Genomic DNA, 16,501 nt, shown 5'->3' on the forward strand with positions numbered 1-16,501 from the left:
TTCCGGGCGCCGTTTTTTGTTGTGCGGAAGACGGGTGAGGGCGGAGGGTCAGCCCGTGCGGGCCAGGCGCAGCGGCGGTGAAGGCAGCGAAGAGGACTCTGCCCCAATGTTCGGCTGATTCAGCAGCATGGCCCCGCGCTGCGTCGCCACGAAAACAGCCTCGGTACGGCTGCGCACTTCCAGCCGGCGATACAGCGCATTGATATGCGCCTTCGTTGTCGCCTCCGAAATGCTCAGCATGCGGCTGATGGTTTTGACCGGATGCCCGCGTGACAGCAAGACGAGAATTTCATATTGACGCTGCGTCAGGCCGAGCAAGGCGCAATCGTCATTACCATTTCCGCTGGAAGCACCTGCCGCAATGGCTTCAGGTCTCGTCAGCACAATCGACGCCGGCACATAACGGCCGCCGGCGAGCACCAATTCCAATGCCGCCGCAATCAATTTGCCGGAATAGCTTTTCAGCAGATAGGCCGAGACATTCAATTGCATCAGCGTGCGGACATGTGCGGCGGAATCGGTTTCGCCCAGCACGGCAACATGTCGGGGATGTGGCTGTTGCAACAGCCGCGAGAGGGCGGGCAGATCGTCGATGCCCGGCAGGGGCAGGCCGATCAGGGCCAATTCGGCGTCCGCATGCGCCGCGAGATTCTCAAAGAGGGCTTCGTCCGGCTCGACGCTGACCACCTCGGTAATGGCCGGCAAGGATTGCAACACATGGGTCGCGCCGGCACGCACCAAAGGGTGTGCCTCCACTACGATTGATTTCACTGCGCCGCCTGTCTGGTTATGGTTTGTTTGTCCATTTCCGGAATCAGCCTGTTGCCGCGTCTATTTGAACTTGTGGTCCAAAATCAATGCAGCCGTGCCCTTGGAAATGCTTTTGGCGCGCGGTCTCGGTATATTTCCCCGTTCAACCGGCAGTCACCGCAGTACGGTGCCGCCGGGCCGAAACCTTGGCTCGCCATTCAGGCGCAATTTCCTTCCGGTTTTTCTTGTTTATGTCGCCAGGCGCGGAGGATTAACTCCGCCAAAATCGCAGAATAAATCCCCAGCATGCTTGTTGCACCCATCAATGGGATGTAAACCTTTTTGTTTACCCCGATCGGTGGTGTGCTAGACCCCCCTATACATAGCAGGATCAGACGGCAGCAGCTAGCCCCACTTCACGCCCATTGACGTGAGCGTAAAGCGCGGCTTTTGTACCCAAAAAGCGTGTTTTGGTGGCTTATTGCGCGACCACCGAGAAGCGCGGCATCGACAGCGGCTGTTTGCCGTCGCGGCCGTACGGTGTGCCGCCGCCGTTGTTGGCAGCATGCAGGACGGACAGTGCGTTCTGCGTGGCGCGCAGGCGCAGGTCGATCAGGGTGCCGTTGTCGATGTTGCGCTGGCGCAGCAGGCGGGCCAGCGCGAGGTTCTCGTCGAACAGGCGGCTGGCGGTTTCATCGGTGCGCAGGTATTTGACCAACCCGTACGGATCGGCACCGCCGTGCTGGGCCCACCACAGGCGGCGGTCACGGTCGGCTTCGCCCAGGGCGGCGAGCTGTTTTTGCTTGGTCTGGGTGATGCGCTCGAGTTCGACCATGTCGCCATCGCGCAACGCCTGCGCTTCTGCATCCAGGGTGAGGGTGGCGGCGCGCAGCAGTTCCTGCTCGTCGGCAAGGGTGCGGATCAGCAGTGTGTTGTCCATGGTGACTACCTCAGGCTCAGGCTTGGAAGCTTGGGCAGCCGCCGGCTGGCACACCGCCCCGCCGCGATCAGTCCGAACGGACCGGCGGCGTCAGAAAATACAGGGGACGGACGACGGGAAACCCCCGTCAGACCTTCTTGGAGCGCGTGGAGAGCAGCGATTGCGCGTCGGAAAGCGCCGCATCGGCGATCTTGCCGGCGTCCATCTTGAGCGTGCCGTTCTGAATCGCACTGCGGATCTGCTCGACGCGGGCGGCGTCGAAGTCGCCGCTGCCCACTTGGCGCGAGACTTGTTGGACCGACAGCGACGGCGAATCGCCGGTGTGGCGCGTGGGGCCCGAAGCCGTCGTAGCGGCCGGGGACGAACCGGTCGAGCGCGTCGACCCGGACGCAGCGTCCTTGGTCGGCGCGACGGCCGGCGTATTGTTCACGATATGGTTGATTTTCACGGGTGTCTCCGAAGAGCGCGTTCATCCTAACACCCATATCGGCCAACCCCGGCCCAAACTTTAGCGGCAGGTATCGATCACGCGTCACAGTAGAAAAGTGATCCGCCGTTATCAATCTGATCTTAAAACTGGATCGCCACGACGCCGGCGGACTGTGCAATGCCCGAGACGACATTGCCGTTGCCGGTGCGCACCTGCGCCACCTGGCCCACGGCGGCCTGGTTCAGGGCCCGGCCGTCGCTGCTGACCTGGAAGCCGCCGCCCTCGGCGACGATCTTGACGGTCTGGCCAGCCTGCACCGCAACGGGCAGGCGCAGGCTTTCGGCGCGCAGCGGCTGGTTGGCGGCCACGCTGGTGAGCAGTACACGTCCCACCACATCGGCCGGCTGCTGCACGACCGACGCCGGCAGCGTGGAAAGATCGCCGGTGCGGGCCTCCAGATCGCCCATATCCAGCGTCTTGCCCGGCGGCAGCGGGTGCGAAGCGACGTAGTACGTCCCCGTGATCTGGATGGTGGCCGGCACCCAGGCGGCCCAGGCATGCGGCGAGCGGCAGCGCACGCCCACTTGTATACGGCCGCGCAGGCGGTTGGCCGCCGGCAGCATCAGGTCGATCTGGTCGCAGGGCTGATTGGCCACGCGTGGGTCAATGGGGCCGACTTCCACGGAGGCACGTGGCGCACCCGTCTCATTCGTGCCGCCCAGGATGTCCAGTTGCGATTGCAGCTGTTGCTGAATCTGCATCTGGATGGCGTTCGGCCCCTGGATGGTCGTGGCTTGCGGCTGTTGCGCGGCTTGGGCAGGCATGGGCGCGTTGGCAGCGGCCGGCGGATAGCCGACGCGCATCATGCCCTGGGCGTGCGCCAGGATCGGATGCATGAGGCTGGCCAGCAGGCCCAGCGCCAGGATCAGCAGCAGCTTGCGCTGACGCCCCGCCAGCGGCATGGCCGCAGTGACAGGTCGGATCGGGTGGTGCGTGCTGCGTGCAAACCGCGTGGACATGGAAAGCCCCTTCATCAAAAGTCCGGTGAAGTGTAGCCACGCGTGCGCGAGGGCCAAATGCGGAAATGTCGGCCAATCCCCCCCTTATTCCAACGAATGGTCTTGCACACCGGCCCCTAGACTTTGCAACGTGGTGAAGTCCCTGGCGTTGTGCGGTTCCTGGCCGTGCTGCCTGCCCCGGTAGATTGGTTTCCCGGCCAGATATCGGATTCGCAGACAGGTCTTTTCCACTGAGGTGCATGACGGCAACTCAGCATGACAAGCGGTTCAGCGGTTTTGGAGACGGCATCGGCGGTTTTGAAGGGGCCGCTGATGCCGAGTTCTCCTGCCCAAGGGAACGCGCAATACGCAAACGCAAACGCAAGACAGAACGCAACCCCGGCGGGTGGCAGCAATTACCAGGACGCCACGCGCAAGGAATGACAGACATGGTCGACAAGCTGGATCAGTTGTTCGGTTTTCAGGAGCAGGCGCTGCACCTGCGCTCGCAGCGCCACCAGGTTCTGGCCTCGAACATCGCCAACGCCGATACGCCCAACTACAAGGCGCGCGACTTCGATTTTCAGTCGGCGCTGCAGAAGGCGGTCGGCCAGCAAGGCGGTAACAGCCTGCCGATGACGGCAACGGCTGCGGGCCACCTGAGCGTGGATGGCGCGCCGGCCGGCGATGTGTCGCTGATGCAGGCATCGCTGTCGCAGCAGACCAAGGCGCTGCAGGGCGAGATGCAGTACCGCACGTCGCAGCAGCCGTCCATCGACGGCAACACGGTCGACATGGATGGCGAGCGCATGCGCTTTGCCGACAACACCGTGCGTTACGAGGCCGATCTGAGCATCGTGACGCAGAAGATCAAGTCGATGCTGGCGGCCATTCAGAACAGCTAGCGCGCGATGTAGCACCAGCAGCAACAGCAAGAGCAAGAGCAGCAGACAGGCATTAAGACGACCGCGCAGCGATCACGCGCGGCGAAAGAGGGGGCGGGAACTGTGTGGCGCTCCGGGCCGGGAAAGATCGGTCCGGAGCAAGCCGCCATACAGAACACCGGATCGGTCCGGCAGGCATGCCGGCAACAGTGTTTGAAGACATCGGAATCAACATGTCGCTATTCAAGGTGATGGATGTAGCTGGCAGCGCGCTCACCGCGCAGTCCAAGCGCATGAACGTGGTCGCCTCCAACCTGGCCAACGCAGAAAGCGTGACGGGCCCGGACGGCAAGGCGTATCGCGCCAAGCAGGTGGTGTTCTCGCCCGCGCAGGAGTCTGACGACTACGCCACCGGCGTGTCGGTCGATCGCGTGGTGGAAGACACCGTCACCCCCATGAAGCGCATGCACCAGCCGGGCAACCCGCTGGCCGATGCCGACGGCTACGTGACCATGCCGAACGTCGATGTGGTGGACGAAATGGTCAACATGATTTCTGCGTCGCGCTCATACCAGGCCAACGTTGAAGTCGCCAACACCACCAAGACGATGGCTTCCAAGGCTCTGACCCTGGGCCAGTAAGCGGCACCTTCCTAGCGAGACACGAACATGACCGTCAGCTCAACCACCAACACGACCAGCACCGCAGGCACGACCTCCGGCAACCAGCTGGCCATCACCACCGGCAACGACCTGCAGAACACGTTCATGCAACTGCTCGTGGCGCAGTTGAAGAACCAGGATCCGCTCAACCCGATGGACAACTCGCAGATGACCTCGCAGCTTGCGCAGATCAACACTGTGAACGGCATCCAGCAGTTGAACACCACGATGTCGAGCATGCTCACGCAGAACGCCGCAACGCAGGCGTCGTCGATGATCGGCCGCACGGTGCAGGTGCCGACCAACAACCTGACGCTGGCCTCGGGCGCTGCCAACTTCGGCGTCTCGGTGCCCAACGGCGCCGACGACGTCGTCGTCACGATCACGAATGCGGCCGGCGTTGCCGTGCGCACCGTGGACCTCGGCCAGATGACGGCCGGCAGCGGCAACTACACCTGGAACGGCAAGGACGACAAGGGCAACCAGCTCGCCGACGGCGCCTATTCCATCAAGGTGACGGCCACGCAGGGTGGGAAGGTCGTCACGGCAAACGCGCTGGGCACCGACAAGGTGGCCGGCGTCACGATCAACAACGGCACGATGCAGCTGGCGTTGGCGTCTGGCGGAACCGCCAGGCTGTCCGACGTTGCATCGATTCAGTAATCACCGGTCAACTGCGGGCAGACCCCGCGCTTTTATCTTCTACGGGAGAACACAATGGGATTCCAGCAAGGCCTGAGCGGTCTCGATGCCGCCGCTGCCAACCTCGACGTGATCGGCAGCAACGTGGCAAACGCCAACACTGTCGGCTACAAGAAATCGACCGCCGAATTTGGCGACGTGTACGCGCGTTCGCTGGTCGGTGCATCCGACAACCAGATCGGCCAGGGCGTGAGCGTGACCAAGGTGTCGCAGTCGTTCACGCAGGGCAATGTGACCAACACCGGCAACCCGCTGGACATCGCGATCAACGGCACGGGCTTCTACCGGATGGTGGACGCGTCCAGCGGCCAGGTGTCGTACACGCGTAACGGCCAGTTCCAGACCGACAAGAACGGTTTCATCATCTCGGCGACCGGCCAGAACCTGACCGGCTACGGCGTGGATTCCACCGGCAAGGTCAACACCGCCGTGCTGACCAACCTGAAGATTCCCGTCAACGACCTGGCGCCGCTGGCCACCACCAACACCGCATTCGGTGTGAACCTGGATGCCGCGGCTACGGTGCCGACCACCACGCCGTTCTCGGCCACCAACTCGGCCACGTTCAACCACTCCGTTTCGGAGCAGGTGTATGACGGCACGGGCACGGCCCACATGCTGACCAACTACTACGTGCGCACCGCCGCTGGCTGGGACGTGTATTCGCAGGTGGATGGCAACAACCCGACGGGCGGTAACCCGGTGACGTCGCTCACGTTCAACAGCAGCGGCCAGCTCACCTCGTCGCCCAGCAAGGTCAACGTGGCCTTTGGCGGCATGAGCATTGCCACCATGGATTTCACGGGCACCACGCAGTACGGCGGCGGCTACAACGACACCGCCCCGGGCGTGACGCAAGACGGTTACGCCACCGGCCGCCTGGCCAGCTACGCGGTCGGGACCGATGGCACCGTCACCGCGCGCTACTCCAACGGCCGCACCTCGACGCTGGGCCAGATCGCCATGGCCAACTTCAAGGCGCCGGAAGGTCTGCAGAACATCGGCGGCAACCAGTGGGTGGAAACGTCCAACTCGGGCGCGCCGAACCTGGGTACGCCGGGCATGGGGTCGTTTGGCCTGCTGCAGTCGTCGGCGGTGGAGCAATCCAACGTGGACCTGTCTGCCGAGCTGGTCAACATGATCATTGCGCAGCGTTCGTACCAAGCCAACGCGCAGACCATCAAGACGCAGGACACCATCCTGCAGACGCTGGTGACGATGTAATCGTCGTTGCCTGAAGCTGACTGACCGCACACCAAGGACACTCGCATGGACCGCTCGATCTACGTGTCGATGACTGGCGTAAAGCACCTGTTTGACCAACAGGCCGCCAGCGCCAACAACCTCGCCAACGCCAGCACCACCGGCTTCAAGGCGCAGATCGACGCGTTCCATACGGTGGGTGTGCAAGGCGATGGCTCGCCCACGCGCAGCTACGTGATGGCCTCGGCCATCGGTACGGACCTCGCGCCCGGCCCGATCGAGACCACCGGCCGCAGCCTGGACGTGGCCATCGACGGCCCCGGCTTCTTTGCCGTGCAGACGCCGGAAGGCGGTGAGGCTTACACCCGCGCCGGCGCCTTCCAACTGGGCCCGGACGGCACGATCCAGACGCTCTCCGGCCAGCCCGTGCTGGGCGACGGCGGCCCGATCACGCTGCCGCCCGACACCACGGTGCAGTTTGCCAAGGACGGTACGGTCAACGCGATCAGCGCCGACAGCCGTACGCCGCCGGTGTCGCTGGGCCGCCTGAAACTGGTGAACATCGATCCGTCGAACATCGACCGCGGCGCCGACGGCCTGTTCCGCCAGCGCGACGGCCAGGACGCCGATGTGGATGAAAAAGTCCGCATCACCGGCGGGGCGCTGGAGGGCAGCAACGTCAACCTGACCGACTCGCTGGTCAACATGATTGCCATCTCGCGCCAGCTTGAAATGCAGATGAAATCGCTGCATACGAGCGACACGAATGCCCAGTCGGCCAATGAACTGCTGCGCCACGCCTGAACGGCCGGCGCATTGAATTGAATCAACCAAGGACTCGAACATGATTCGCTCCCTGTGGATTTCCAAAACCGGGATGGACGCTCAGCAATCGCAGCTGGATGTCATCTCGAACAACCTGGCGAACGTCAACACGACGGGCTTCAAGCGCTCGCGCGCCGTGTTCGAAGACTTGCTGTATCAGAACGTGCGCGAGCCGGGTGCCCAGTCGTCGCAACAGACCACGCTGCCTTCGGGCATGCAGATCGGTACCGGTACGCGCATCGTCGCCACCGAACGTCTGCACACGCAGGGCAACCTGCAGCAGACCGGCAACTCGACCGATGTGGCCATCAACGGCAACGGTTTCTTCCAGGTGCAGATGCCCGACGGCACGCTGGCCTACACGCGTGACGGCAGCTTCCAGATCAACGCGCAGGGCCAGCTGGTGACCTCCAGCGGCTACCCGGTCCAGCCGGCCGTGACGGTGCCGCAGAACGCCACCAGCCTGACGATCGGCAAGGACGGCGTTGTGACGGTCACCACGCCCGGCACGGTCAACAACACGCAGGTGGGCACGTTCCAGCTGGCGAACTTCATCAACCCGGCCGGCCTGCGCAGCATGGGCGAAAACCTGTACGCCGAAACCGAAGCGTCGGGCACGGCCAACCTGGCCAACCCGGGCTCGAACGGCGTGGGCGCGCTCAACCAGAACTACGTTGAAACGTCGAACGTGAACGTGGTGGAAGAAATGGTCAACATGATCCAGACGCAGCGCGCGTACGAGATCAACAGCAAGTCGGTCCAGACCTCGGACCAGATGCTGGAGAAGCTGTCACAGCTCTAAGCTGGGCGGCGTTGTTTTTAAGGAAGTTTTGCGATGCATACCCCCCCGGTTTACTCGCTCACGCACAGCGGCCGCGCCGTGCGTATCGTTCGATTGGCTGTGCTTGGCACGGCCGCCTTGCTCGCTACGGCGTGCGGCATGCTGCCGCCGCCGGCCCCGATCGTGCAAGGTCCGACAACCGCGCGTCCGCCGATGCCGGTGATGGCGCCGCGTCAGAACGGGGCGATTTACCAGGAAGTGGCATCGGGCAGCGGTGGTTTTCGCGGCATGTTCGAAGACCGCCGCGCGCACATGGTGGGCGACACGATCACCATCGTGATTACCGAGAACACGGCGGCCAGCAAGCAGACTTCGGGCAGCGTCAATCGCACAGGCAGCATGACGGCTTCCGTGCCGACGTTTGCCGGCATGAACCCGGGTGTGCTGTCGCTGCTGGGTGTGTCGGCCAGCGACGCGAACAAGTTCGACAGCAAGGGTGCCAACGGTGCGCAGAACAACTTCACGGCCACCATTACGGTGACGGTGGTGGAGGTGCTCTCCAACGGCAACCTGGTGGTCAGCGGCGAGAAGCAGACCGCCGTGGGCCAGGGCACCGAATCGGTCAAGTTCTCGGGCGTGGTGAACCCCACGACCGTCAACAATCAAAACACCGTGCTGTCCACCCAGGTGGCGGACGCACGCATGGAATATCGCGGCACGGGCTATGTGGCCGAGTCGCAGCAGATGGGCTGGTTGTCGCGGTTCTTCCTGACCGTGTCACCGTTCTGAGGGATCAGCCATGACTTTGCATCGACTCATCGGCGCGGCCCTGGTGGCACTGAGCGCAATTTCAGCGGTTGTTCCGACCACGGCACATGCCGACCGCATCAAGGATCTGACCACCGTTGCCGGCGTGCGCGACAACGCGCTGATCGGCTACGGCCTGGTCGTCGGCCTGGACGGCAGCGGCGACCAGACCACGCAGACGCCGTTCACAGTCCAGAGCTTTAACAACATGCTGACGCAGTTCGGCATCAATGTGCCGGCCGGCGCGAGCATCCAGCTCAAGAACACCGCCGCCGTGGTGGTGACGGCCACGCTGCCCGCCTTCGTGCGGCCCGGCCAGACCATCGACGTGACGGTGTCGTCCATCGGTAACGCCAAGAGCCTGCGCGGCGGCACGCTGCTGCTCACGCCGCTCAAGGGCGTGGACGGCCAGCTCTACGCATTGGCACAGGGCAACGTGGTGATTGGCGGTGCAGGCGCATCGGCCAATGGCAGCAAGGTGCAGATCAACCAGCTCGGCGCCGGCCGTATCGCCAATGGCGCGACGGTGGAGCGTGCCGTGCAGGCCACCGTGGGCGAGGCGGGCAGCATCCAGCTCGATACGGGCACGACCGATTTCGGCACCGTGCAGAATATCGTCACCGCCATCAACAAGCAGTTCGGCACGGATACGGCGCAAGCCGCCGACGGCCGCACGATCAACGTGCGCGCACCGGCCCTGGCGTCGGACCGCGTGGGCTTTCTGGCCAAGCTGCAGAACATTGACGTCACGCCGGCACTGGCCGCGGCACGTGTGGTGGTCAACGCCCGCACGGGCTCGGTGGTGATGAACCAGCTTGTCAAGCTCGAGCCCTGCGCGGTGGCGCACGGCAGCCTGTCCGTCACCATCAGCACGGACCCGGTGGTGAGCCAGCCGGCGCCGTTCTCGCAAGGGCAGACGGTGGCGGGGGCGCGCTCGAACATCGAGGTCAAGCAGCAAGGCGGCAGCCTCATCAACGTGAAGGGCGGCACCAACCTGGCGGACGTGGTCAAGGCCATCAACGCGATTGGCGCCAACCCGCAAGACCTCATCTCGATCCTGCAGGCGATGAAGGCGGCCAACGCGCTGCGCGCCGACCTGGAAATCATCTGACGCTGCGGAGGCCACGATGAACCAAACCGACCTCACCAGCCGCCTGGCGCTCGATTCCCGAGGGTTCGAGTCGCTCAAGCAAACGGCACGTACGGACCCGACCGGCGCCGCCAAGACCGTCGCCAAGCAGTTCGACGCGATCTTCGTGAACATGATGCTCAAGCAGATGCGCGATGCATCGCCGCAGAACGGGCCGCTCGATTCGTCGTCGAGCAAGATGTACACGTCGATGCTCGACCAGCAGCTTTCGCAGACCATGGCCTCGCGCGGCGTGGGCGTGGCAGACCAGCTTCTGAAGCAGATGCTGCGTCAGGCCAACCATGTGAACCCGGATGCGGGTGGCAAGGTGAATACCGCGCTGTCCAACACGACGGCGACCAATACTGCGCTGCCGGGTGCTGCCGGTGCCACGAACGATGCCGCCAAGGCCATCGCCCGTTCGTCGCTCAACAGCATGGCCGCAGCCGTTGCGCCGGGCACGGAAGACGACGGCTCGGGCATCAGCACCGTGCCGCGCCCGGGCCTGGAAGAACGCGTGCAGCGTGCGCTGGCCGCCCTGCGCAAGCAGGCGGATGCGCAGGCGCAGACCCCCAACGCGCCGCCCGAGGTCGATCTGTCGACGGTGGCATCGGAGCCGCGCGGCGAGCGCATGAGCAGCTTCTACAACAAGCTGATCGGCCACGCATCGCAGGCCGCGCAGGAAACCGGCATTCCCGCCAACTTCATGATCGGCCATGCCGCGCTGGAGTCCGGCTGGGGCCGCCGCGAGATCAAGGCAAAGGACGGCACGAACACGCACAACCTGTTCGGTATCAAGGCCGGCGGCTCGTGGGCAGGCAAGACCGCCACGGTCACTACCACCGAATACATCGGCGGCGTCGCCCACAAGGTGCAGGAGAAATTCCGCGCCTACAGCTCGTACGCCGAGGCGTTCAAGGATTACGCCAACCTGTTGGCCAATAACCCGCGCTACAGCAACGTCGTGGCAGCCGGCAACGGCAACGATGCGGCGTCGTTCGCCAAGGGTTTGCAGCGCGCAGGCTACGCCACCGACCCGAACTACGCCCACAAGATCATGGCGGTCATCAAGCAGATCGTTTAAGTGATTTAGAAAGCATATTTTGGCAACATCGGCCGGCTCAAGTTTGTTCTTGTCCGGCCGATGTTGTTTCTAGAGCTTATTTCGGCGGCTTCGTGCTGCCCGCACCGAGACAACTATGAGCAGCTCCCTTCTGAATATTGGCGCGTCGGGCCTGCGGGTGGCCGATATCAACCTGCAGGTGACCGGCAACAACATCGCCAACGCCAGCACGCCGGGTTATTCGCGCCAGGAAGCCGTGCAGACGGAAAACATTCCGCTGTACGCCGGCGTGGGCTATCTCGGCCAGGGCGCCAACGTCACGACCGTCAAGCGCATCTACGATCAGTTTCTGACCGCGCAGGTGCAAAGCGGCCAGGCCTCGACCAGCGCGGCCGACCAGCTCAACAGCCTGGTATCGGGCCTGAGCAAGTACATGTCGGACAGCAACAGCGGCCTGACTTCGTCGCTCACCAGCTTCTTCAATGCCGCCGATGGGCTGGCTTCCAAGCCGTCGGACACCACCGCGCGCCAGGTTTTTCTGAACGCTGCCGCTGGCCTGCAAAGCCGCTTCAATTCGATTGCCGGCCAGCTGAGTTCGCTCAACAGCCAGGTCAACACGCAGGTGCAGACGCAGATCAGCTCGGTCAACGGCACCGCGCAGCAGATCGCCTCGTTGAACGATCAGATTTCCAAGGCGGAAGCGTCGACCGGCCAGCCGGCCAATGATTTGCGTGATCAGCGCGACCAGCTTGTCCAGACGCTCAATCAGTCGATCAAGGCCAGCGTGGTGCAGACCGGCGACGGCCAGTTCAACATCTACGTGGGCAATGGCCAGGCGCTGGTGCAGGGCAACCAGAGCTACCAGCTGACGGCGGTGCCGTCGCAGTACGACCCGACGCAACTGTCGGTGGGCTACAAGAGCCCGGGCGGTACGGTCAACATCGACGACAGCCAGCTCGGCGGCGGCGCGCTGGGCGGCCTGATGGACTTCCGCAACAACACGCTCATTCCGGCGCAGAACAGCCTGGGCCGCCTGGCCACGGCCGTGGCGGCCGACGTGAATGCGCAGAACAAGCTCGGCATGGACGCCAACGGCAAGATGGGCACGGACCTCTTCTCCGTGGCCAACCCGAGCGTCGCGCCCAGCACGAACAACACCGGCACCGGCTCGCTGACTGCCAGCATCACCAACGCCAATGCGGGGCAGGGCTACGACTACCAGGTCAAGTACCAGGGCGGCGCCTACACCGTTTCGCACTATCCGGACGGCTCCGCCTCCGTGACGGTGACGAGCTGGCCGACCACGATTGACGGCGTCACGCTCAACCTGTCGGGCACGATGAACAGCGGTGACTCCTTCCTGGTGCGCCCGACCGCCAACGCGGCCGCCACCATGCAGACGCTCACCACCGACTACCACGACGTGGCTGCGGCCTCGCCGGTGGTGCTCAACCAGGGCAGCAACAACACGGGCAGCGCCTCGGTGTCGTCGCTGGGCGTGGACAGCACGTATGCCGGCTCGCCGCTCACCTCGCCGATCAACCTGACGTACAGCTCGGCCGTTGGCGGCTCGCTGTCGGGGTTTCCGGGCAGCGTCACGGTGACGGTGGGCGGCACGTCGACCACGTACACCGGCGGCACGGCACCGTACACCCAGGGCGCGACGTACGCGTTCAACGGCGTGCAGATGACGCTGTCGGGGTCGCCCGGCAACGGCGACACGTTCGCCATTTCGGCCAACACCGCCAACAGCACCGACAACCGCAACGCCAGCGCGCTGGCCAAGCTGCGCAACAGCAATCTGCTGGATGGCGGCACGACCTCGATCGGCTCTGCCTGGAACAACCTCGTCACGCAGGTGGGTGTGCAGGCCAACCGCGCCAGCACCAACCTGACCTCGCAGAAGGCGCTGCTGGCCAGCTCCACGCAACAGCAGCAGTCGGTGTCGGGTGTGAACCTCGATGACGAGGCGATGAACCTGATGAAGTATCAGCAGGCCTACCAGGCCTCCGCCAAGGTGATGCAGACGGCCAATTCGCTGTTCGACAGCCTGCTGTCGATTGCCGGCTGATCGGGCGACTGAAGAAAACGCCCCGCCTGCCGATAACGTCCTAAAGCCCTTCGTCTGGACCGATCATGCGAGTCAGTAGCGCCCAATTCTTTGCCGCGTCTTCCGCTTCGATGCAGAACACGCAATCGAACCTGCTCACGCTGCAGCAGCAGATTGCGAGCGGCATCGCGCTCAACAGCGCGGGCGACAACCCCAGCGCGTTTGGCGAGATGGCGCAACTGCAGCAAACGCAGGACGCCAACGACCAATACCAGTCCAACCGTGACACCACCGACGCACGCCTGACCAGCGTGTCTTCGGCGCTGACCAACCTGGTGACCACGCTGCAGCAGGGCAAGCAGACATTGGTGGGCGCCAACACCTCGCTGATGACGGATTCGCAGCGCATCGGCGTGCTGGCGCAGGTCAAGCAGCAGTATCAGCAGCTGCTGTCGACGGCCAACCAGCGCGATGCCTCGGGCGTGGCCCTGTTTGGCGGCGCCAACGGCACGACCGATCCGTTCACCAACACCAGCGGTTCGGTGCAATACGTCGGTAGCGGCCAGCCGCCGGTGGTGCAGGTTTCCCAGAACATTTCGATGCCGAATTCGGTGTCGGGCGATTCGGTGTTCGTGCGTATCCCCAACACGGATCCGTCCAACCCGAACGCCAACCAGAGCATCTTCAAGACGTACGAGAACCTGATCACGGCGCTGTCGAATCCGATCAACGCCGCGACGCAGGCCACCGACGTCGCAAACCTGCAAAAGGCCGTGCAGACGGCGCAGGGCAATCTGGACAACGCCTATCAGGTCGCCCTGCAAGCGCAGGTGACGGTGGGCACGCAGCAGGCGCAGATCACCACGCTCAACAGCAGCGGCTCGAACTACGGCGAGCAGTTGAAGGAGCAGATCTCGAAGCTGCAATCGGTGGACTACACCACCGCCATCTCGCAGTTCTCGCAGCAGCAGGTGTCGCTGCAGGCCGCCCAGAAGACCTTCACGGCCATGCAGGGCATGTCGCTGTTCCAGTACATCAATCCTTGAGGCGGCGCGGTCGGGCGGTCGGAGGGCGCGGCGTATCATGTCGGCTCACCTACCGTCAGGACTGGCCATGCCCATCCAGTATCTTCGCCGCCTGACCAGCCCGGAACGCTCAGAAGACGCCAACCGGCGCCTCGGTCAGTCACTGGCCTTCGTGGCGGGCGCCGCCAACGCAGGCGGATTTCTCGCCGTCAAGCAATACACCTCGCACATGTCCGGCATCGTCTCGGCGATCGCCGACGACCTCGTGCTGGGCGACGTTGTCCTCGTGTTGGCGGGCTTTGCGTCGCTGCTGGCGTTTCTGTGCGGCGCGGCGTGTACGGCGGTGCTCGTCAACTGGGGGCGCCGCCGCAGCACGCAGAGCGAATTCGCGCTGCCGCTCATGCTGGAGGCCGCGCTGCTGCTGCTCTTCGGCCTGATGGGCACAACGCTCGGGCAATACCGCGTCGTGTTCGTGCCGGCCACCGTGGCACTGCTGTGCTTCCTGATGGGGCTGCAGAACGCCATCATCACCAAGATCTCGAAGGCGGAAATTCGCACCACTCACGTGACGGGTCTGGCCACCGACATCGGCATCGAAATCGGCAAGGCGCTGTACTGGAACCATGGGCATCACAATCTGCCCGCCGTGGTCGCCAACCGGCCCAAGCTGCGGCTGCTGGTGTCCCTGCTCGGGATGTTCTTTGTGGGCGGCGTGGTCGGTGCGTTGGGCTTCCGGCACCTCGGCTATACGGCCACGATTCCCCTGGCGTCGATTTTGATGCTGCTGGCGGTGGTGCCGGTGGTGGATGATCTGCTGGCGCGACGTCGGTAGCAAACAGGCGCCCGTCAGCGCAGCAGCAGGCCGATCGCAATCGCGCAGCCGAGCACGATCAACCAGGGCACGGCCGTTCGGACGACCACGGTGCGCAGCCAGTCTGCGTCATTGGCGCGGCGCGCGGAGCGGATGAGCCCGCCCGCCAGCAAGACTTCGAACGCTGCTTCCGACAACAGCATGGGCCCTTGCGTGTAGAAGTACGTGAGCACACCGAGCGATGCGGCCACCACCGCCACAACCACCGCAATCACGATCGCCAGCGGCAGGAATTCGTCGGCCGGTGCCAGGCCTTCGGCCACGGTCTCCGCGCCGGCCCCGCCACCGCTCGGCAGCGGAAGATCGAACGCCAGGTCCACCGCCGCGTCAGCGGTGTCGGCGGCCCACTCGCTGTGCTCGCGCGGCACCTGGCGCTGTTGCGTAAATCCGGCGTAGGCGAGCCAAAGCTTGAAGGCGGCGAGCATGGCCAGCCAGGCGGCCACCGTTGCCACGCCATACCGCACCGGGGGCGCATCGAGCCCCGCCAGGCGCAGCAGCTTGTTGCACGCCACACCCCACGCCAGCGACCACAGCACGATCAGGGCGACATGCATGCGCAACGCGAAGCGGCTCGCCAGTCGGCGCGCGAAATGGTGCTTGAGCGTGGGCGCGGCGCCCAGCGGCGTGGCCTTGCGCATCACACCATCCCGCCATTCACGCCGATCACCTGCCGCGTGACGTACGACGCCGCATCAGACATCAAAAAGCCGACCACCGCGGCCACTTCCGCAGGCTGTCCGACCCGCTGCATCGGGACGGCCTGCAGGGCTTGGTCTACGTGTTCCATGTGGGCGAGCATGTCCGTTTCGATCAGCCCGGGCGCCACACAGTTGACGGTGATCTTGCGCGACGCAAGCTCGACAGCCAGCGCCTTGGTGGCCCCGATCAGCCCGGCCTTGGCGGCGCTGTAGTTGACCTGCCCGCGATTGCCCATCACCCCGGAAACAGAGGCGATGGTGACGATGCGCCCGCCTTTGCGCGCACGCACCATGGGCATGGTGAGCGGGTGGACGACGTTGTAGAAGCCATCGAGACCGGTCTCGAGGACGATGTCCCAGTCTTCGTCGGTCAGGGCGGGGAAGGCGGCGTCGCGGGTGACGCCTGCACACAGGACGATGCCGTAGTAGGCGCCGTGGGCTTCAACGTCGGCGTCGAGCTGGGTGCGGCAGGCGGCGCGGTCGCGCACGTCGAACTGCAGCACCCGGGCGCTGCCGTTGTTTGCTTGGATGTCTGCGACGATGGCGTCGGCCTCGGCACGGCCGCTGCGGCAATGCACGGACACGTCAAACCCGTCGGAGGCGAGTTGGTAGGCGATGGCGCGGCCAATGCCGCGGCTGGCACCCGTCACAAGAACGCGGCGGCTCATGTGGTGAGACTCCCT

General features: G+C 64.4%; 18 protein-coding genes. 12 read left to right on the forward strand and 6 right to left on the reverse strand.

What is annotated here, in order from left to right; all coding sequences use genetic code 11:
• Positions 1-48: 48 nt before the first annotated feature.
• The 4 genes from N511_RS0113840 to flgA form a co-directional block, all read right to left on the reverse strand.
• Positions 49-771 carry a LuxR C-terminal-related transcriptional regulator gene (locus N511_RS0113840; RefSeq protein ID WP_027679857.1) on the reverse strand — a complete coding sequence of 241 codons (723 nt, stop codon included), beginning with the start codon at positions 769-771 and terminating at the stop codon, positions 49-51.
• A gap of 457 nt (positions 772-1,228) precedes the next feature.
• Complete coding sequence (locus N511_RS0113845) at positions 1,229-1,690, reverse strand: flagella synthesis protein FlgN (RefSeq protein WP_004631399.1); 462 nt, start codon at positions 1,688-1,690, stop codon at positions 1,229-1,231.
• Between the two features lie 127 nt (positions 1,691-1,817).
• Positions 1,818-2,138, reverse strand: a complete 321-nt coding sequence (flgM, locus tag N511_RS0113850; protein ID WP_027679858.1) for a flagellar biosynthesis anti-sigma factor FlgM — start codon at positions 2,136-2,138, stop codon at positions 1,818-1,820.
• A 122-nt stretch (positions 2,139-2,260) separates the two neighbouring features.
• Positions 2,261-3,139, reverse strand: coding sequence for a flagellar basal body P-ring formation chaperone FlgA (gene flgA, locus N511_RS0113855; protein ID WP_027679859.1), 879 nt, complete (start codon positions 3,137-3,139; stop codon positions 2,261-2,263).
• Positions 3,140-3,567: 428 nt separating this feature from the next.
• Between flgA and flgB the strand changes: the two genes are divergently transcribed.
• The 12 genes from flgB to N511_RS0113915 all read left to right on the forward strand — a co-directional run bounded on the left by flgB (position 3,568) and on the right by N511_RS0113915 (position 15,081).
• Positions 3,568-4,023, forward strand: a complete 456-nt coding sequence (gene flgB, locus N511_RS0113860; RefSeq protein ID WP_027679860.1) for a flagellar basal body rod protein FlgB — start codon at positions 3,568-3,570, stop codon at positions 4,021-4,023.
• A gap of 212 nt (positions 4,024-4,235) precedes the next feature.
• Positions 4,236-4,643, forward strand: a complete 408-nt coding sequence (flgC, locus tag N511_RS0113865; protein WP_004631403.1) for a flagellar basal body rod protein FlgC — start codon at positions 4,236-4,238, stop codon at positions 4,641-4,643.
• 27 nt (positions 4,644-4,670) lie between these two features.
• Positions 4,671-5,327 (forward strand): flagellar hook assembly protein FlgD, encoded by a 657-nt coding sequence (locus tag N511_RS0113870; RefSeq protein ID WP_027679861.1) that lies wholly within the window; start codon positions 4,671-4,673, stop codon positions 5,325-5,327.
• A gap of 54 nt (positions 5,328-5,381) precedes the next feature.
• Positions 5,382-6,590, forward strand: coding sequence for a flagellar hook protein FlgE (flgE, locus tag N511_RS0113875; RefSeq protein WP_027679862.1), 1,209 nt, complete (start codon positions 5,382-5,384; stop codon positions 6,588-6,590).
• A 45-nt stretch (positions 6,591-6,635) separates the two neighbouring features.
• A complete protein-coding gene (flgF, locus tag N511_RS0113880) occupies positions 6,636-7,373 on the forward strand; it encodes a flagellar basal-body rod protein FlgF (RefSeq protein ID WP_027679863.1) in 738 nt (245 codons plus the stop codon).
• Between the two features lie 40 nt (positions 7,374-7,413).
• Positions 7,414-8,196, forward strand: coding sequence for a flagellar basal-body rod protein FlgG (gene flgG / locus N511_RS0113885; protein WP_009240010.1), 783 nt, complete (start codon positions 7,414-7,416; stop codon positions 8,194-8,196).
• A 33-nt stretch (positions 8,197-8,229) separates the two neighbouring features.
• Entirely contained in the window at positions 8,230-8,964 is a 735-nt protein-coding gene (locus tag N511_RS0113890; protein ID WP_027679864.1) for a flagellar basal body L-ring protein FlgH, read from the forward strand.
• A gap of 10 nt (positions 8,965-8,974) precedes the next feature.
• Positions 8,975-10,093 carry a flagellar basal body P-ring protein FlgI gene (locus N511_RS0113895; RefSeq protein WP_027679865.1) on the forward strand — a complete coding sequence of 373 codons (1,119 nt, stop codon included), beginning with the start codon at positions 8,975-8,977 and terminating at the stop codon, positions 10,091-10,093.
• A 16-nt stretch (positions 10,094-10,109) separates the two neighbouring features.
• A complete protein-coding gene (gene flgJ / locus N511_RS0113900) occupies positions 10,110-11,195 on the forward strand; it encodes a flagellar assembly peptidoglycan hydrolase FlgJ (protein ID WP_027679866.1) in 1,086 nt (361 codons plus the stop codon).
• 115 nt (positions 11,196-11,310) lie between these two features.
• Positions 11,311-13,245 carry a flagellar hook-associated protein FlgK gene (flgK, locus tag N511_RS0113905; protein ID WP_027679867.1) on the forward strand — a complete coding sequence of 645 codons (1,935 nt, stop codon included), beginning with the start codon at positions 11,311-11,313 and terminating at the stop codon, positions 13,243-13,245.
• 65 nt (positions 13,246-13,310) lie between these two features.
• A complete protein-coding gene (flgL, locus tag N511_RS0113910; protein ID WP_027679868.1) occupies positions 13,311-14,270 on the forward strand; it encodes a flagellar hook-associated protein FlgL in 960 nt (319 codons plus the stop codon).
• Positions 14,271-14,337: 67 nt separating this feature from the next.
• Positions 14,338-15,081, forward strand: a complete 744-nt coding sequence (locus N511_RS0113915) for a YoaK family protein (RefSeq protein ID WP_027679869.1) — start codon at positions 14,338-14,340, stop codon at positions 15,079-15,081.
• Between the two features lie 14 nt (positions 15,082-15,095).
• Here N511_RS0113915 and N511_RS0113920 read toward each other — a convergent pair whose 3' ends face one another.
• Both N511_RS0113920 and N511_RS0113925 read right to left on the reverse strand, forming a co-directional pair.
• Positions 15,096-15,758: a hypothetical protein gene (locus tag N511_RS0113920; RefSeq protein WP_027679870.1), complete on the reverse strand. Its 663-nt coding sequence runs from the start codon at positions 15,756-15,758 to the stop codon at positions 15,096-15,098.
• The gene (locus N511_RS0113925) at positions 15,758-16,486 is read right to left on the reverse strand and encodes a 3-ketoacyl-ACP reductase FabG2 (RefSeq protein WP_027679871.1); all 729 of its coding nucleotides are present in this window, start codon (positions 16,484-16,486) and stop codon (positions 15,758-15,760) included. The genes N511_RS0113920 and N511_RS0113925 overlap by 1 nt, the downstream gene beginning before the upstream one ends.
• Positions 16,487-16,501 lie beyond the last annotated feature (15 nt).

Origin of the sequence: Ralstonia sp. UNC404CL21Col (assembly GCF_000620465.1) — a bacterium.
Lineage (GTDB): Bacteria > Pseudomonadota > Gammaproteobacteria > Burkholderiales > Burkholderiaceae > Ralstonia > Ralstonia flatus.

What these genes read in the sequence shown, in the direction of transcription:
- flgB (WP_027679860.1), top strand. Translation starts at nt 3,568, where the DNA reads ATGGTCGACAAGCTGGATCAGTTGTTCGGTTTTCAGGAGCAGGCGCTG.
- N511_RS0113920 (WP_027679870.1), bottom strand. Translation starts at nt 15,758, where the DNA reads ATGCGCAAGGCCACGCCGCTGGGCGCCGCGCCCACGCTCAAGCACCAT.
- N511_RS0113915 (WP_027679869.1), top strand. Translation starts at nt 14,338, where the DNA reads ATGCCCATCCAGTATCTTCGCCGCCTGACCAGCCCGGAACGCTCAGAA.
- N511_RS0113925 (WP_027679871.1), bottom strand. Translation starts at nt 16,486, where the DNA reads ATGAGCCGCCGCGTTCTTGTGACGGGTGCCAGCCGCGGCATTGGCCGC.
- N511_RS0113895 (WP_027679865.1), top strand. Translation starts at nt 8,975, where the DNA reads ATGACTTTGCATCGACTCATCGGCGCGGCCCTGGTGGCACTGAGCGCA.
- flgL (WP_027679868.1), top strand. Translation starts at nt 13,311, where the DNA reads ATGCGAGTCAGTAGCGCCCAATTCTTTGCCGCGTCTTCCGCTTCGATG.
- flgC (WP_004631403.1), top strand. Translation starts at nt 4,236, where the DNA reads ATGTCGCTATTCAAGGTGATGGATGTAGCTGGCAGCGCGCTCACCGCG.
- N511_RS0113870 (WP_027679861.1), top strand. Translation starts at nt 4,671, where the DNA reads ATGACCGTCAGCTCAACCACCAACACGACCAGCACCGCAGGCACGACC.
- flgE (WP_027679862.1), top strand. Translation starts at nt 5,382, where the DNA reads ATGGGATTCCAGCAAGGCCTGAGCGGTCTCGATGCCGCCGCTGCCAAC.
- N511_RS0113890 (WP_027679864.1), top strand. Translation starts at nt 8,230, where the DNA reads ATGCATACCCCCCCGGTTTACTCGCTCACGCACAGCGGCCGCGCCGTG.
- flgG (WP_009240010.1), top strand. Translation starts at nt 7,414, where the DNA reads ATGATTCGCTCCCTGTGGATTTCCAAAACCGGGATGGACGCTCAGCAA.
- flgJ (WP_027679866.1), top strand. Translation starts at nt 10,110, where the DNA reads ATGAACCAAACCGACCTCACCAGCCGCCTGGCGCTCGATTCCCGAGGG.
- flgK (WP_027679867.1), top strand. Translation starts at nt 11,311, where the DNA reads ATGAGCAGCTCCCTTCTGAATATTGGCGCGTCGGGCCTGCGGGTGGCC.
- flgA (WP_027679859.1), bottom strand. Translation starts at nt 3,139, where the DNA reads ATGTCCACGCGGTTTGCACGCAGCACGCACCACCCGATCCGACCTGTC.
- flgF (WP_027679863.1), top strand. Translation starts at nt 6,636, where the DNA reads ATGGACCGCTCGATCTACGTGTCGATGACTGGCGTAAAGCACCTGTTT.
- N511_RS0113845 (WP_004631399.1), bottom strand. Translation starts at nt 1,690, where the DNA reads ATGGACAACACACTGCTGATCCGCACCCTTGCCGACGAGCAGGAACTG.